The sequence below is a fragment of the Mesorhizobium sp. ESP6-5 genome (assembly GCF_020164695.1).
Lineage (GTDB): Bacteria > Pseudomonadota > Alphaproteobacteria > Rhizobiales > Rhizobiaceae > Mesorhizobium > Mesorhizobium australicum.
The window spans coordinates 145084-162069 of record NZ_JAIUGR010000002.1; the positions used below are offsets into that span (position 1 = coordinate 145084).

The following is a 16986-nucleotide window of genomic DNA, read 5'->3' on the forward strand; positions in this document are numbered from 1 at the left end:
CATGTGGGTGGCACTCTCTTACGCATGCTGGGGCATCTCGATCGTGCTCGCGCTGTGGATGCTCTACGACTGGTTCAAGGTCGATACGAACTACTCCGAGGACGTCTTGACCTCGTCGCGTGAAGGCGAGCTTGAAGCCGCTTCCGAAAAACACCGGATCTGAGTGGGGATTGATCGATGACGGTCGCGCTTGAAAACACCACCACCACCACAATTCACGGCGACCGGGTATCGCTGCTTCGGGTGCTTGGCCCGGCCCATGTCTGGGCGCTCGGCGTCGGCATCGTTCTGGTCGGCGAGTTCACCGGCTGGAATTTCTCGGCCGACAAGGGCGGCGCGCTGGCTGCCCTGATCGTGTGCTGGGTCGTCGGGCTGCTCTACACCTCGGTGGCCATGATCGATTCCGAGGTGACGTCGACAGTGGCCGCCGCCGGCGGCCAGTATGCGCAGGCCAAGCACATTGTCGGGCCGTTGATGGCGTTCAACGTCGCGCTGTTCCTGGTCTTTGCCTATACGATGCTGGAAGTGTCCGACGCCATCCTGCTCGGCGACACCATCGTCGCCAAGGCGGGTGTGGAAGGGCTGACCCACAATTCCTTCATCGCCGCCACCATCGTGGTGCTGGCCTGGCTCAACTATCGCGGCGTACTGATGACGCTCAACGTCAACTTCGTCATCACGGCCATCGCCTATGTCTCGATCGTCGTCCTGTTCTTCTCGGTCAGCCCCTGGACGCAAGGCGCGGTGCTGAAGCTCAACGAACTGGTCACTCCAGGCAACGCGCTGCCCTATGGCTGGATCGGCGTCATCGCCGCCTTCCAGTTCGGCATCTGGTATTATCTCGGGATCGAAGGGACCACCCAGGCCGCCGAGGAAGTGCGCTCGCCGGCACGCTCCCTGCCCTACGGCACCATGGCCGGCATGATCACGCTGCTCATCGCCGCCGCCATGACCTGGTATGTCTGCGCCTCGCTGATGCCTTGGGAATATCTCGGCATCACCTATTATCCGCTGTGGGACGCCGGCAAACTGACCGGCAGCCCGCTGCTTGAGAACCTCCTGTTCATAGCAACGCTGCTCGCCGCGCTTGCCTCCGCCAATGGTTGCATCAATGACGCGGCGCGCGCCTGGTTCTCGCTCGGCCGCGACCGCTATCTGCCGAGCTGGTTTTCGGCGGTGCATCCGAAATACCGCACGCCCTATCGCTCGATCCTGTTCCTGCTGCCGATCGCGTTGGCCTTCGCCTTCATCGCCGACCTCAACCAGGCGATCACCTTCTCGATCCTGTCGGGCGTGCTGCAATACACCTTCATGAGCATCAACATCATGATGTTCAGGAAGAAGTGGCCGCTGGGCTCGATCCGCCGCGGCTACACGCACCCGTTCCACCCGCTGCCGGCAATCGTCCTGTTCTGCCTGTGCGTGGTGACCTTCTTCGCCATCTTTCTCGGCTTCGGCTCGCAGTTGATCGCCATGGTCGCCTTCTATTTCCTGATTTCGCTGTGGTTCCATTTCTATCGCTACAAATTCGTGCGGCGTGGGGACCAGTTCACCATGCCGTGGCCGAAACCACAGGGCTATTGATGGGAGTAGGCCCGTCCAGGATATGGACGGGCCTTGCACGATAAAATGTCCGACGTGATATCAGCACTGCTTGCCGGGGCAATTGTCCTGGCTCTCGTCCTTCACTTTGCGTGGCAGGCGCGCCGCAGCCGCGACAGGGCCTCGGCAGCGCTGGCCGCCGATGAGGCGGGCGTTCGCGCCGTCGTCGCGGATGCAGACAATGTCTCGGACGGCACCGCCGGCGTCATCACCTGGGAAGGATCATGGAACAGCCAACGCGTGCAGGTGCGCACCATCGTCGACACGCTGGCGACGCGGAAACTGCCGGCGCGCTGGCTCAGCGTTTCGATCACCGAGAAGGTCTCGGTACCTGCCATTTTCGATATGATGATGCGGCCGGGCTCGCCGACGACGTTCTCCAATTTCGACCATCTCCAGCATACATTGCCGAAGGCGCCCGGTTTTCCGGCCGAGGCGGTGCTGCGGACAGACCGCAGGGGCACGCGTTTCCCGCAGAGCATCATCGCCGACCATATGGAACCCTTTTCAAAGGGCCGCGCCAAGGAGTTGCTGATCACGCCGAACGGAGTGCGCATCGTGTGGCTGCTGGCCGAGGCCGAGCGGGCACGCTACGGTGTCTTCCGGCAAGCCGCGTTCGGTGACACACGGATCGATTCTGCGCTGATCGAGCGGTTGCTGGTGTCGCTCTCGGATCTGCGCGACGCCATCAACCGAAGCGAACGGCAGGCCGCATGAGCACTTCAGACACTTCGCCGGCGCCAGTGAGCCCTTATCTCGTCCTGGGCGCCGCAATCGTGCTGCCGGCAAGCGGTCATGTCATTCTGGGCATCCCGGTGCGCGGACTGCAGTTTCTTTTCTTCATGGTCGTCCTGGCCTGGGTGACCGCCAAGATTTCACCGCCGGACGCCAGTTTCGTCGGCCGTCACGCCGGCGGCTTCCTGATCTATGCGCTGTCGATCCTCGACGCCTACAAGATCGCCCGCATCCGTACCGCCAAATGGGCTCATAATGCCCGGACGGAAGGAAACGATACGCAGAGCGGCATTGAGCCGCATACGTAACCAGAGGAAAATTTCTTTCATGCCATTGAATTAGAGGATTTCATTCGGTACATCATCTTAGTCACAAACGTCGGGAGGCTGACATGTGCGGAATCGTTGGACTTTTCCTGAAGGACAAGGCGCTGGAGCCGAAGCTCGGCGCGATGCTGTCGGAGATGCTGGTATCGCTCAGCGATCGCGGGCCTGACAGTGCCGGCATCGCCATCTATGGCGCGACATCCGGCAACGAGGCCAAGATCACCATCCAGTCGCCGAAGCCGGAACGCGATTTCCGCGGCCTGGACGCCGAACTCGCGAAGGCCGTCGGAGCGCCGGTGAGCATTGCGGTGAAATCGACCCACGCGGTGGTCAGGACCACGCCGGACAGGGTCGACGCGGCGCGTGAAGCCCTCCAGTCGCTCAGGCCGGACATCCGCATCATGGGCGCCGGCGAAGCGGTGGAAATCTACAAGGAAGTCGGCCTGCCCGAAGCCGTCGTCGATCGCTTCGACGTGCGCAAGATGACCGGCACGCATGGCATCGGTCATACCCGCATGGCGACGGAATCGGCAGTGACGACGATGGGTGCGCATCCTTTCTCGACCGGTGCCGACCAGTGTCTTGTGCACAATGGTTCATTGTCGAACCACAACAATGTTCGCCGCGAATTGATCCGCGAAGGCATGAAATTCGAGACCGAGAATGATACCGAAGTGGCGGCCGCTTACCTTTCCTCGCAAATGGCGCATGGCAAGAATCTCGGCGAGGCGCTGGAAGGCACGCTGTCCGACCTCGACGGTTTCTTCACCTTCGTCGTCGGCACCAAGAATGGTTTTGGCGTGGTGCGCGATCCGATCGCCTGCAAGCCCGCCGTGATGGCCGAGACCGACCAGTATGTCGCCTTCGGCTCGGAATATCGCGCCCTGACCAAGCTGCCGGGCATAGACAATGCGAGGGTCTGGGAACCGGAGCCCGCAACCGTTTATTTCTGGGAGCATTGAGTTCATGCCGGCAACCTCCAAGGCAACGCGCGACAGCCATGCGCGCGTCTTCGACCTCGACGTCCTGTCGCTGCGCGAACTCAATCAAGCGCTCCACAATCTGGCTCCGGGTTCGAACGAGACGGCGTGGGAAGTGCTCAACCCGAAAGGGAGCCATTCGGTCGCCGTGGGTGTCGATTATCCTGTCAGCATCGATGTGCGCGGCAGCGTCGGCTATTACTGCGGCGGCATGAACTCCGGCAGCGCCATCACCGTGCACGGCTCGGCCGGCCCCGGCGTTGGCGAGAACATGATGTCGGGTTCCATCGTCATCAAGGGCGATGCCAGCCAGTATGCCGGCGCCACCGGCAAGGGCGGGTTGCTGGTCATCGAAGGCAATGCCTCGTCGCGCTGCGGCATCTCGATGAAGGGCATCGACATCGTCGTGCATGGCAATATTGGCCATATGTCGGCCTTCATGGCGCAATCCGGCAACCTCGTTGTTCTGGGCGATGCCGGCGATGCACTGGGCGATTCCATCTACGAGGCGCGGCTCTTCGTGCGCGGCAAGGTCGACAGTCTTGGTGCGGACTGTATCGCCAAGGAGATGCGGCCCGAGCATCTGGAACTGCTGCAGGGTCTGCTCGACCGCGCCGGCGTGACCGGCGTCAAGCCGTCGGAGTTCAAGCGCTACGGCTCGGCGCGCACGCTCTACAATTTCAATATCGACAACGCCGACGCGTATTGAGGCAGCATGACCTATCGCAACCCGCCGACGACGCCGCGCAAATCCGCGACCTTCGACGACTACACGCTCTCGGAAATCCGCCGCGCCGCGGCGACCGGCATCTACGATATCAGAGGTGCCGGCGCCAAGCGCAAGCTGCCGCATTTCGATGACCTTCTGTTCCTCGGCGCCTCGATCTCGCGCTATCCGCTGGAAGGCTACCGCGAGCGCTGCGACACATCCGTGGTGCTCGGTTCGCGCCACGCCAAGAAGCCTATCGAACTGAAGATCCCGATCACCATTGCCGGCATGAGCTTCGGCTCGCTGTCCGGTCCCGCCAAGGAAGCGCTCGGGCGCGGCGCGACGCTGTCGGGCACCTCGACCACGACCGGCGATGGCGGCATGACAGAGGAAGAGCGCGGCCATTCCAAGCAACTGGTCTATCAGTACCTGCCATCGCGCTATGGCATGAACCTGCGCGACCTGCGTCGCGCCGATGCGATCGAAGTGGTCGTCGGCCAGGGCGCCAAGCCCGGCGGTGGCGGGATGCTACTCGGCCAGAAGATTTCCGACCGTGTCGCCGAGATGCGCACGCTGCCCAAAGGCATCGACCAGCGCTCGGCCTCGCGCCACCCCGACTGGACGGGACCGGACGATCTCGAGATCAAGATCCTCGAACTGCGCGAAATCACCGACTGGGAAAAACCGATCTACGTCAAGGTTGGCGGCGCCCGGCCCTACTACGATACAGCACTTGCGGTGAAGGCCGGCGCCGATGTCGTCGTGGTCGACGGCATGCAGGGCGGAACGGCTGCAACGCAGGAAGTGTTTATCGAGAATGTCGGCCAGCCGACGCTCGCCTGCATCAGGCCGGCGGTGCAGGCGCTGCAGGATCTCGGCATGCACCGCAAGGTTCAGCTCATCGTCTCAGGCGGCATCCGCAACGGCGCCGATGTGGCCAAGGCGCTGGCGCTCGGCGTCGACGCCGTGTCGATCGGCACCGCGGCACTCGTGGCGCTCGGTGACAACGATCCCCGCTGGGAGGCGGAGTACAACGAACTCGGCACCACATCGGGCGCCTATGACGACTGGCATGAGGGCAAGGATCCTGCCGGCATCACCACGCAGGACCCCGAACTGATGAAGCGGGTCGACCCCGTGGCCGCCGGGCGCCGGTTGGCGAACTATTTGAAGGTGATGACGCTGGAGGCGCAGACCATCGCCCGCGCCTGCGGCAAGAACAGCCTGCACAATCTCGAACCCGAGGACCTCGTCGCATTGACGATCGAGGCTGCCGCCATGGCCGGCGTGCCGCTGGCCGGCACCAACTGGATACCGGGGAAGAACGGCTTCTGATCAAAGGGCCGAAGGCCATATGCTCTAGGGCCAACAATCGATAAGAAATGGGGAACTTCAGTGACAGTTGATCTTGCAGAGTTCGCAAGGGCGAAAAACGTCAAATATTTCATGATTTCCTACACTGACCTGTTCAGTGGCCAGCGTGCCAAGCTGGTACCGGCGCAAGCCATTGCCGACATGCAGAAGGACGGTGCCGGCTTTGCCGGGTTCGCCACTTGGCTCGACCTCACGCCGGCGCATCCCGACATGCTGGCGGTGCCGGATCCAGACTCGGTCATTCAGTTGCCATGGAAACCGGAAGTCGCCTGGGTCGCCGCGAACTGCATCATGGACGACAAGGACGTCGACCAGGCGCCGCGCAACACACTGAAGCGGCTGATCGCCGAGGCAGCCGCCGACGGCATGCACGTCAAGACCGGCGTCGAGGCCGAGTTCTTCCTGATCTCGCCGGACGGCAAGACGATCTCCGATGAATACGACACGGCATCGAAGCCTTGCTACGACCAGCAAGCGGTGATGCGCCGTTACGATGTCATCGCCGAGATCTGCGACCACATGCTGGCGCTCGGCTGGGGCGCTTACCAGAACGACCACGAGGACGCTAACGGCCAATTCGAGATGAACTGGGCGTTCGACGATGCGCTGCCGACCGCGGACAAGCATTCCTTCTTCAAGTTCATGGTCAAGTCGATCGCGGAAAAGCATGGGCTGCGCGCCACTTTCATGCCCAAACCGTTCCAGGGCCTGACCGGCAATGGCTGCCATGCCCACATCTCTGTCTGGGACAAATCGGGCAAGACCAATGTCTTCGCCGACAATTCGATGGAGCTCGGTCTTTCCGCCAAAGGCAAGAACTTCCTTGGCGGCATCATGAAGCACGCTTCGGCGCTCGCCGCGATCACCAACCCGACGGTCAATTCCTATAAGCGCATCAACGCGCCGCGCACCATTTCGGGCGCGACCTGGGCGCCGAACACGGTGACCTGGACCGGCAACAACCGCACCCACATGGTGCGCGTGCCCGGCCCCGGCCGCTTCGAATTGCGCCTCCCGGATGGCGCTGCCAACCCTTATCTGCTGCAGGCGGTCATCATCGCCGCCGGCCTCGACGGCATCCGCTCGAAGGCCGATCCGGGCAAGCGCTACGATATCGACATGTACCAGCATGGCCACACGGTGAAGGGCGCGCCCAAGCTGCCGCTCAACCTGCTCGATGCGTTGCGCGAGTTCGACAAGGACAAATCGCTCAAGGCGGCGCTGGGTGAGGAATTCTCGTCGGCATATCTAAAGCTGAAGCACCAGGAATGGAATTCCTATGCTTCGCATTTCACGCAATGGGAGCGCGACCACACGCTGGACATCTAGAGCATCGGACCGAAAAGTGTGACACGGTTTTCGGCAAAGGCGATGCGTCAAGAAAGTTCCTGCGTGGGGCGAGCGACCTCGGAATGAACGTATGAAATACTCGATCTTCTCGCTCGCCCGCGCCGCTCTTTCCGGCCACAAAAACTGGCAACGCACCTGGCGCGACGCCGCGCCGAAGGATCGCTACGACGTGGTGATCATCGGCGGCGGCGGCCATGGGCTGGCCACCGCCTGGTTCCTGGCCAGCGAATTCGGCATCAAAAATGTCGCGGTGCTGGAAAAAGGCTGGATCGGCTCCGGCAATGCCGGCCGCAACACCACCATTATCCGCTCCAACTACGGCCTGCCCGGCAATACCGGCTTCTACGAATTGTCGATGAAGCTTTGGGAACGGATGGAGCAGGACCTCAACTACAACGCGATGGTCAGCCAGCGCGGCGTCATCAACCTCTACCATTCCGATGCGCAGCGCGACGCCTATGCACGGCGCGGCAACACCATGCGCATCAACGGCATCGATGCCGAACTGCTCGACCTGGCGGCGGTCAAGAAGATGATCCCGTTCCTGAACTTCGACAATGCGCGCTTTCCCGTGCAGGGCGGGCTGCTGCAGCGGCGCGGCGGCACGGCGCGGCACGATGCGGTGGCCTGGGGCTACGCCCACGCTGCCAGCGAACTCGGCGTCGACATCGTCCAGAATTGCGAAGTCACGGGCTTTGTCAGGGACGCCAACGGCAAGGTGACTGGCGTCGAGACCTCGCGCGGCAGGATCGGCGCCGGCAAGGTCGGCATGGCGGTGGCCGGGTCCTCATCGCGCGTCGCGGCGATGGCTGGCCTGCGGCTGCCGATCGAAAGCCATGTGCTGCAGGCCTTCGTCTCGGAGGCGATCAAGCCGCTCATTCCCGGCGTCATGACGTTTGGCGCCGGCCATTTCTATGTCAGCCAGTCCGACAAGGGCGGGCTGGTCTTCGGCGGCGACATCGACGGCTACAATTCCTATGCCCAGCGCGGCAACATGCCTGTCATGGAAGATGTCTGCGAAGGCGGCATGGCGCTGATGCCGATGATAGGCCGCGTGCGGCTGCTGCGCCAATGGGGCGGCATCATGGATATGTCGATGGACGGCTCGCCGATCATCGACAAGACACCGGTCGACGGGCTCTACCTCAATGCCGGCTGGTGCTATGGCGGCTTCAAGGCGACACCCGGCTCAGGCTTCGTCTTCGCCCATCTGCTTGCTCGCGATGAATCGCACGCCGAGGCCGCCCGCTTCCGGCTCGACCGGTTCCGGTCTGGTGCTGTCATCGACGAAAAGGGCCAGGGCGCCCAACCGAACCTGCACTGAGGACAGTCGAAAAACATGCGTATTGTCTGTCCCTTCTGTGGTGAACGTGAGCTCGGCGAGTTCACCTATCTCGGCGACGCCAAGCCGGCGCGGCCGGCACCTGGAGCGTCGGAAGATGAGGTCTACGATTACGTCTATCTGCGCGACAACATCGCCGGCGTGATGGATGAGAACTGGTATCATGGCGGCGGCTGCCGGGCCTGGCTGAAGGTCACCCGCAACACGGTGACGCACGAGATTTCGGCGGTTGAACCGGCAGCGGGTGCCGGGGCGAGGCAGGTTGCGAAATGAATATTTCCTGCCAACTCGGCGCCGCCCCTCACCTGCCTGCCGGCATCCTCTCCCCGTATAGGGACGGGGAGAGGGGTGCTGCCGTCCCCGCTTTCGCCTATCGCCAGCGCTGCAAGAAGGAAGCCAACTTAGCGGCCAGCCCCCTTCTCCCCGTCACTATACGGGGAGAAGTGCCCGGCAGGGCGATGAGGGGCAGTGCTGCCCTCCGCCATGACATCGAATCGACGAGAGGCTGGACATCGTGACCTCTCAACCCCATCGTCTCACATCCGGGGGTCTCGTCGACCGTTCGGCGCCGCTGAATTTCAGGTTCGACGGCAAGAGCTTCTCCGGTTTCAAAGGCGACACGCTTGCCTCGGCACTGGTTGCCAACGGCGTCAAGCTGGTTGGCCGCTCGTTCAAGTACCATCGCCCGCGCGGCATCCTGACCGCGGGATCGGAAGAACCTAACGCGCTGGTGGAGCTGCGCAGCGGTGCACGGCGCGAGCCGAACACCAAGGCGACGACAGCGGAGCTCTATGAAGGGCTCGACGCCGCCAGCCAGAACCGCTGGCCGTCGCTCGCCTTCGACGTGATGTCGGTCAACCAGCTGTTCGCGCCGATCTTCGTCGCCGGCTTCTACTACAAGACCTTCATGTGGCCGGCGAAGTTCTGGGAAGCGATCTATGAGCCGGCGATCCGCCGCGCCGCGGGTCTCGGCCGTGCAGCCGGCATTGCCGATCCGGATCACTACGACAAGGCGTGGGCGCATTGCGACGTGCTGATCGCCGGGTCCGGCCCGACGGGCCTCGCAGCCGCCCTCGCAGCAGGCCGCAGCGGCGCCCGCGTCATCCTGTGCGAAGAGGACTTTGTTCCCGGCGGGCGCCTGCTTGCCGATGGCGGCATGATCGACGGCATGCCTGCCGACGAATGGATCGCGCGCACGCTCAGTGAGCTTGCCGCCATGCCTGATGTCCGCATCATGACGCGCACGACGCTGTTCGGCGTCTATGATGGCGGCACCTATGGCGCGATCGAGCGTGTCAGCGACCATCTGCCCTCGCCGCCGGAGCACCAGGTGCGCCAGCGGCTATGGCGGATCGTGGCCAAGCGCTGCGTCGTCGCGGCAGGCGCGCTCGAACGGCCAATCGTCTTTGCCGGCAACGACATGCCGGGCGTGATGATGGCGTCCGCCATGCGCAGCTATATCGCACGTTATGCCGCGGCACCGGCCAGACGCATCGCGCTGTTCACCAACAACGAGGACGGCTGGCGCACCGTCGAGGCAGCGCTCGGGGCGGGACTGCAGGTCGCCGCCGTGATCGACGCGCGCGCCGAAATCTCTTCCGAGCACCGCTCGCTTGCCAGCAAGGGCGGCTTTGCGGTTCTGCATGGCTCCGTCAGCGGCATCGATGGCGGCAAGAATGGCGTGCGCAAGATTTCCGTCTCACTCACCGGCGGCGCGCGTGCCGAAGTGGAAGCCGACGGGCTTGCCGTTTCCGGCGGCTGGAACCCGGCGGTCGGGCTCACCTCCTATCATCGCGGCCGGCCGAAATGGCGCGACGATATCGCCGCCTTCGTGCCCGACGGCGCGCCTCCGGGAATGGTCGCGGCTGGTGCCGCCAACGGCGCCTTCGGGCTTGGCGCCTGCTTGCGCGAAGGATTTGCGGCGGGCGCGGCTGCGGCACGTGATGCCGGACACGGCAATGGCTCAGGCTCCACGCCGGTGGCCGACGACGAAGCCTTTTCACTGGCGCCGCTTTGGCACGTTGCCGGCAAGGGCAAGGCTTTCGTCGACCAGCAGCATGATGTCACCGCATCGGACATCGAGCTGGCGCAGCGCGAAGGGTTCGAATCGGTCGAGCACCTGAAGCGCTACACCACGCTCGGCATGGCGACCGACCAGGGCAAGACCTCGAACGTCGCCGGCCTCGCCATCATGGCGGCGGTCACGGGCAAATCCATTCCCGAGACCGGCACGACAATCTACCGGCCTCCCTATGTGCCGGTCGCCATCGGCGCCTTCGCCGGCCATCATCGCGACGAGAATTTTCACGCCACGCGGCTGACGCCGTCGCATCACTGGGCCGCCGAACAGGGCGCGATCTTCGTCGACACCGGCCTGTGGAAGCGCGCGCAATGGTATCCGCGCGCCGGCGAGAAGGATTGGCTGGAATCGGTGACCCGCGAGGTCAAGGCGGTGCGCTCAGGCGTCGGCTTCTGCGATGTCTCGACGCTGGGCAAGATCGACGTGCATGGCGCGGACGCCGGCACCTTCCTCGACCGTGTCTACATCAACACCTTCTCCACTCTTGCGGTGGGAAAAGCGCGCTACGGGCTGATGCTGCGCGAGGACGGCATCGTCTATGATGACGGCACCACGTCGCGGCTGGCCGAGGACCACTATTTCCTCACCACCACCACGGCCAAGGCCGGGCTGGTGATGCAGCATCTCGAATTCTGCCGGCAAGTGCTGTTTCCGGAACTCGATGTGCAGTTAACCTCGGTCTCCGACCAGTGGGCGCAATTTTCGATTGCCGGGCCCAAAACCCGCGACCTGTTGAAAGAGATCGTCGATCCTTCGGAAGACCTTTCCAACGAAGGGTTCCCCTTCATGGGCGCGCGCGAAGTCGCGTTGCGCGGCGGCGTCAGGGCGCGGTTGTTCCGCATTTCTTTCTCGGGCGAAATGGCGTTCGAGATTTCGGTGCCGGCGCGCTACGGCGAGGCGATGGCGCGCAATTTGATGATTGCGGGCAAGCCGTTCGGCGTGACGCCTTACGGCACCGAGGCACTCGGCGTCATGCGCATCGAAAAGGGTCACGTCGCGGGTCCGGAACTCAGCGGCACGACCACCGCGGCCGATCTCGGCCTCGGCAAAATGATGTCGACCAAGAAGGATTTCATCGGCCGCGTCATGGCCGGACGCGAGGCGCTGATCGCAGCTGATCGGCAGGTCGTCGTCGGCATCAAGCCGACCGACAAGGCCCGGCGCCTGCGTTCCGGCGCGCACATCATTCCGAAGGGGCAGACACCCGGGCCCGACAACGACCAGGGCTACGTCACCTCGGTCTGCTTTTCGCCGACATCAGACCAATGGATCGGGCTTGCACTTGTCGAGCGCGGCCGCGAGCGGTTCGGCGAGATCGTGCATGCGCACGATCCGCTACGCGGCGAGGATTACGATTTGGAACTGTGCAACCCTGTCTTCTATGACCCGGATGGAGGGCGCCAGCGTGGCTGAGTTTTCCTGGGAAACCCGCAGCCCTCTCCACCGCGCACTCGTCGCCGGTCCACACGGCGCGCGAGGCGACGCCGGCGTGACCCTGAGCGAGATCCGCAATTTCGACCTTGTCCAGGTGATGGCGCGGCGCGGCAAGACGGCCGAGATGGCGAGCGCCGCGAACGCGCATTTCGGCGTGACGGCGCCGGAAACACCGAAGACGGCCGCAGCAGCCGAAGCCACGCTCATCTGGTCGGGACCGGATCAGTTCTTCGTGCTGTCGAAAGGCAGACACACGGTGGAGTCGCTGGCCCCGGTTTTCGCGACCTCGGCTTCGCTCTCGGACCAGTCACATGCGCGGGTGTTGATCAGCATTTCCGGCAACAAGGCGCGCGCCCTGCTCGCCAAACTGTCGTCGATCGATCTGTATCCGGCGACGTTCCCGGTCGGAGCCGCGGCAACCACCTCGATGGATCACACCAGCGTCACGCTGTGGCGTGGCAATGATGCGCCGGACGGACAGGCTGTTTTCACCGTTCTGGTGTTTTCGACCTTCGCCGAAAGCCTGTGGCACACGATGCTGGACTCGGCTGCCGAGTATGGTGTCGAGATCGGGCATTCGGAGGACTTGGCGTAGCACTGCGCTTCTTCCCCGCCTTGCCAAACTCCGCTCCGCTGCTATTCTTGCTGCTAAAATAATTTCACACACAGGCAAACTTGTTTCTCGAACCGCAAGGCTGAGATGAGCCAGTCGCCCTACCCCACCGTGACAGCCGGACCGCCCAGGCCAAGCCTGATCCTGCGGCCTGGCCAGATCGCGCTGCCGGCCGGCATGGAGCGCTATACCGTACAGGGGAATGGCGCGGTGCTGATCGAGGTCGAGGCCGGCGATACGATCACGGTTCGCAACGTCGAGGGAGGCCAGGCCTGCGAGCTGCTGGCTTGGGACAGGTCAGGCGCCAGCGATCCCGGCATTCTCAGTGAAAAATCCAACAGCAATGCCGCCGGCATCAAGGCGCTGCTCACCGAGGGCGACGACAGTCTTTCGGCGGTGCGCCGCGGCCTCGAACGCCGCCAGGTTCAGCTTGGGCAGGCCGAGGCGGTGCGCGTGTTTGGCGGCATGACACCAGCCGGTACCGAGCAGGCATTCACCGTCGCGCGCGACGGCGCGATGCTGATCGCCGCACCCGGCGGTCCGATGCTGGTCGACGGGCACGACACAGCGACGCCGCTCAGCGTCGTCGTGCGGCGCAACACGATCCGCCTGAAAACGAAATCCCGGCTTGCCGATCCATTGGCCGATCCGGTGCTCGATTTGCGCGTCCATTCGGCGACGGCGGAATCGTATTTCGTCAAGGCGGGCGACTATCTGCAGATCATCGATGTCGACGGGCGCCAGTGCACCGACTTCCAGTGTTTCTCGGCCCGCAAGCTGGACAAGGGGCTCGACCATCCGCTCGACGTCACGACCACGCGCACGCTGATGGGCGCGAGCTATCCGATGCCTGGCCTGCACTCGAAATATTACGACCAGGACATGGAACCGCTGGTTGAGGTGGTGCAGGACACATGCGGCCGGCACGATGCCTTCGCGCTCGCCTGCGCGGCGAAATATTATGACGACATCGGCTATCCCGGCCACACCAACTGCTCGGAGAACTTTAATCGCGCGCTGGACGGCAAGGGCGTCAATCCCCGCGCCGGCTGGATGGCGATCAACTTCTTCTTCAACACGGCGATCGACGCCCATGGCGTCATGGTGTCGGACGAGCCATGGTCGCGGGCCGGCGACTATGTTCTGCTCAGAGCGCTGACCGACATCGTCTGCGTCTCCTCCGCCTGCCCCGACGACACGACGCCGGCCAATGGCTGGGACCTGACCGACATCCACGTGCGGACCTATTCCGGCCAGCACAAATTCTCGCGAGCGATCGCCAGACGCATGACGCCCGATTCGGAACCGAAAATGACCCGCGAGACAGCTTTCCATTCGAGCTTTGCCAACCACACACGCGACTTCGTCGAGTACAGGGGCTATTGGCTGGCCAATTCGTTCGCCAGGGAAGGCGCCATCGCCGAATACTGGGCCTGCCGACAGGATGCCGTGATCATGGACCTGTCGCCGCTGCGCAAGTTCGAAGTGACCGGCCCGGATGCCGAAGCCCTGCTGCAATATACGCTGACGCGTGACGTCAAGAAACTCGGCGTCGGCCAGGTCGTCTACTCCGCCATATGCTACGAGCATGGCGGCATGATCGACGACGGCACGCTTCTGCGGCTCGGCAAGGACAATTTCCGCTGGGTTGGCGGCGACGATCTGTCCGGCGAATGGCTGCGCGAGACGGCGACAAAACTCGGCCTCAACGTGCTGGTGCGCTCGTCCACCGACCAGATGCACAACATCGCCGTGCAAGGGCCAAAGAGCCGCGCCATCCTGAAGGAGGTGATCTGGACCTCGCCGCTGCAGCCATCGATCGAGGAACTCGAATGGTTCCGCTTCGCCGTCGCCAGGATCGGCGGCGGCAACGGCATTCCCATCGTCGTCTCGCGCACCGGCTATACCGGCGAACTCGGCTACGAGATCTGGTGCCATCCGCGCGACGCGCAAAAGGTCTTCGACGCAATCTGGGAGGCCGGCCAGCCGCATGGGCTGAAGCCGATGGGCCTGCAGGCGCTCGACATGGTGCGCATCGAGGCCGGACTGATCTTCGCCGGTTACGAATTTTCCGACCAGACCGATCCGTTCGAGGCCGGCATCGGCTTCACCGTGCCGCTGAAGAGCAAGACCGACGATTTCATCGGCCGCGAGGCGCTGATCCGGCGCAAGGATCATCCGCAGACAAAGCTGGTCGGCCTCGACATCGACAGCAATGTCGCCGTCGGCCACGGCGACTGCGTCCATGTCGGGCGCGCCCAGATCGGCGTCGTCACGTCGGGCATGCGCTCGCCGGTGCTGAGCAAGAACATCGCGCTGGCGCGGCTCGACGTCGCTCATGCCGCTGTCGGCACGGAGGTCGAGATCGGCAAGCTCGACGGCCACGCCAAGCGGCTGCCGGCTCGGGTCGTGGCCTTTGCCCACTACGATCCGCAAAAGACCAAACCACGTTCCTGACCTGCCCTTTTGGGACTCGCAAAGCGCCCGCCGGCCGCACCGCCGGACGCTTTGATGTCCGCGCGCGCAAGCGTGATGTGCATGGTTTCACAAATCGCTTGACGTGACGCCGCGCCGGATCAATCTTCACTCCTAAGAAAAAAATACGACTGAGTGGAAACACTGCGGCCGGAACGATCATTTGCCGGGGAGTAAGTTTCGCGTAGCCGAGACACCACTGGCGGGGAACATCGAAAAAGGGGAACTCATCCACATGAGCACAATAAGTACGGTCCTGGACCAGCCTGCCGAAAGCAAGCTGCTCAGGCATATCGACTGGCGCGGCGCCTTCTGGGTGGCGAGTGGCGTTCCGGCGCTGGTCCTGTTCTCGATCGGCGGCATTGCCGGCACGACGGGAAAGCTGGCGTTCCTGATCTGGACGGTGTCCATGATCATGGGCTTCCTGCAATCCTTCACCTATGCCGAGATCGCCGGCCTGTTCCCGAACAAGTCCGGCGGTGCCTCGATCTACGGCGCCACCGCCTGGCTGCGCTACTCCAAGTTCATCGCGCCGTTGTCGGTGTGGTGCAACTGGTTCGCCTGGTCGCCGGTGCTGTCGCTCGGCTGCTCGATCGCCGCCGCCTATATCCTCAATGCGCTGGCGCCGGTGCCGCTGTTCACCGAGGCCTCGCCCGATGTCGTCGCCTACATCGCCGCGCACGCCGGAACGGCACCTGCCGACGCCATCACCGCGGTGACCGCCGCCGCGACGCCGGCGATCCGCAACTGGACTCTGTGGAGCCACACGCTAGGCCCGGTGTCCTTCACGCTCAATGCCACCTTCTTCATCGGCGCCGTGCTGATGCTGATCATCTTCTCGATCCAGCATCGCGGCATCCTGGGCACTGCCAGCGTGCAGAAATATATCGGACTGCTGGTCATTATCCCGATGCTGATCGTCGGCGTGGTGCCGATCTTCACCGGCCAGATCGACTGGTCGAACTTTTCGCCGCTGGTGCCGCTCGCCGCCGCCTATGCACCTGAGCCCGGCTCCTGGAACATCGCCGGCTGGACATTGGCGCTCGGCGGCATGTTCATCGCCGCATGGTCGACCTACGGGTTCGAAACCGCCGTCTGCTACACGTCGGAGTTCAAGAACCCGGGTACCGATACGTTCAAGGCCATCTTCTATTCCGGCCTGCTCTGCATGCTTTTGTTCATCCTGGTGCCCTTCACCTTCCAGGGCGTGCTGGGCTTGAACGGCATGCTGGCAACACCGATCGTCGACGGCTCCGGCGTGGCCGATGCGCTGGCCGGCATGGTCGGCGGCGGCAGGCTTATCCACAGCCTGCTGGTGATGCTGATGATCCTGGCGCTGGTGCTGTGCATCATGACGGCGATGGCCGGCTCGTCGCGCACGCTCTACCAGGGCTCGGTCGACGGCTGGCTGCCCCGTTATCTCAGCCACGTCAACGAGCACGGCGCGCCGACGCGGGCCATGTGGACCGATCTCTGCTTCAATCTGGTCGTGCTGGCGATCGCCTCGGCCGACGCGACGAGCTTCTTCTTCATCCTCGCCGTGTCGAACTGCGGCTACATTATCTTCAATTTCCTCAACCTCAATGCCGGCTGGATCCACCGCATCGACAACGGCCATATCGCACGGCCGTGGAAAGCACCGAGCTGGCTCTTGGGGATCGGGGCGATCTTCGCCTACGTCAACGCGATCTTCATGGGCGCAGGCGCCAAAGTGTGGAACCCGATGGCGCTGTGGGCCGGACTGATCACGGCGGCGCTGATCATCCCGGTGTTCTGCTTCCGCCACTACATCCAGGACAAGGGCAAATTCCCCGACCACATGCTGGCCGATCTCGGCATGGCGGGAGCCGACCTTTCGGTCAAGAAGGCGGGCATGCTGCCCTATCTGACACTGGTCGCCGGCGTGGCGGTCATGCTCATCGCGAATTGGGTGTTCGTCATCTGATGGTCTGACCGCGGCCTAAAT

The 16986-nt window shown here is 63.5% G+C and carries 14 protein-coding genes; all 14 read left to right on the top strand.

Going from position 1 to position 16986, the window contains the following annotated elements:
- Position 1: 1 nt before the first annotated feature.
- The 14 genes from LB524_RS03150 (at position 2) to LB524_RS03215 (ending at position 16965) form a co-directional block, all read left to right on the top strand.
- Complete coding sequence (locus tag LB524_RS03150) at positions 2 to 163, top strand: hypothetical protein (RefSeq protein ID WP_015318908.1); 162 nt, start codon at positions 2 to 4, stop codon at positions 161 to 163.
- 14 nt (positions 164 to 177) lie between these two features.
- The gene (locus LB524_RS03155; RefSeq protein WP_140507951.1) at positions 178 to 1584 is read left to right on the top strand and encodes an APC family permease; all 1407 of its coding nucleotides are present in this window, start codon (positions 178 to 180) and stop codon (positions 1582 to 1584) included.
- A gap of 45 nt (positions 1585 to 1629) precedes the next feature.
- On the top strand, positions 1630 to 2319 hold the full coding sequence (locus LB524_RS03160; protein WP_224524013.1) for a hypothetical protein: 690 nt from the start codon (positions 1630 to 1632) through the stop codon (positions 2317 to 2319).
- Positions 2316 to 2645: a hypothetical protein gene (locus tag LB524_RS03165; protein ID WP_224523621.1), complete on the top strand. Its 330-nt coding sequence runs from the start codon at positions 2316 to 2318 to the stop codon at positions 2643 to 2645. Before LB524_RS03160 ends, LB524_RS03165 begins: the two co-directional genes overlap by 4 nt.
- 83 nt (positions 2646 to 2728) lie before the next feature.
- Positions 2729 to 3625, top strand: a complete 897-nt coding sequence (locus LB524_RS03170) for a class II glutamine amidotransferase (protein ID WP_140617372.1) — start codon at positions 2729 to 2731, stop codon at positions 3623 to 3625.
- Between the two features lie 4 nt (positions 3626 to 3629).
- Positions 3630 to 4352 carry a GXGXG domain-containing protein gene (locus tag LB524_RS03175; protein ID WP_224523623.1) on the top strand — a complete coding sequence of 241 codons (723 nt, stop codon included), beginning with the start codon at positions 3630 to 3632 and terminating at the stop codon, positions 4350 to 4352.
- A gap of 6 nt (positions 4353 to 4358) precedes the next feature.
- Complete coding sequence (locus LB524_RS03180; RefSeq protein WP_015318914.1) at positions 4359 to 5687, top strand: FMN-binding glutamate synthase family protein; 1329 nt, start codon at positions 4359 to 4361, stop codon at positions 5685 to 5687.
- Between the two features lie 60 nt (positions 5688 to 5747).
- Positions 5748 to 7055 carry a type III glutamate--ammonia ligase gene (gene glnT / locus LB524_RS03185; RefSeq protein WP_015318915.1) on the top strand — a complete coding sequence of 436 codons (1308 nt, stop codon included), beginning with the start codon at positions 5748 to 5750 and terminating at the stop codon, positions 7053 to 7055.
- 91 nt (positions 7056 to 7146) lie between these two features.
- Positions 7147 to 8400 (top strand): sarcosine oxidase subunit beta family protein, encoded by a 1254-nt coding sequence (locus LB524_RS03190; protein ID WP_224523624.1) that lies wholly within the window; start codon positions 7147 to 7149, stop codon positions 8398 to 8400.
- Between the two features lie 15 nt (positions 8401 to 8415).
- On the top strand, positions 8416 to 8691 hold the full coding sequence (locus LB524_RS03195; RefSeq protein WP_224523626.1) for a sarcosine oxidase subunit delta: 276 nt from the start codon (positions 8416 to 8418) through the stop codon (positions 8689 to 8691).
- 241 nt (positions 8692 to 8932) lie between these two features.
- On the top strand, positions 8933 to 11911 hold the full coding sequence (locus LB524_RS03200) for a sarcosine oxidase subunit alpha (protein ID WP_015318919.1): 2979 nt from the start codon (positions 8933 to 8935) through the stop codon (positions 11909 to 11911).
- Positions 11904 to 12527 (top strand): sarcosine oxidase subunit gamma, encoded by a 624-nt coding sequence (locus LB524_RS03205; RefSeq protein WP_224524014.1) that lies wholly within the window; start codon positions 11904 to 11906, stop codon positions 12525 to 12527. The genes LB524_RS03200 and LB524_RS03205 overlap by 8 nt, the downstream gene beginning before the upstream one ends.
- Before the next feature lie 105 nt (positions 12528 to 12632).
- Positions 12633 to 15002 (top strand): DUF1989 domain-containing protein, encoded by a 2370-nt coding sequence (locus LB524_RS03210; protein WP_224523629.1) that lies wholly within the window; start codon positions 12633 to 12635, stop codon positions 15000 to 15002.
- Between the two features lie 253 nt (positions 15003 to 15255).
- Positions 15256 to 16965, top strand: a complete 1710-nt coding sequence (locus tag LB524_RS03215) for an APC family permease (protein ID WP_015318922.1) — start codon at positions 15256 to 15258, stop codon at positions 16963 to 16965.
- Positions 16966 to 16986: the final 21 nt, after the last annotated feature.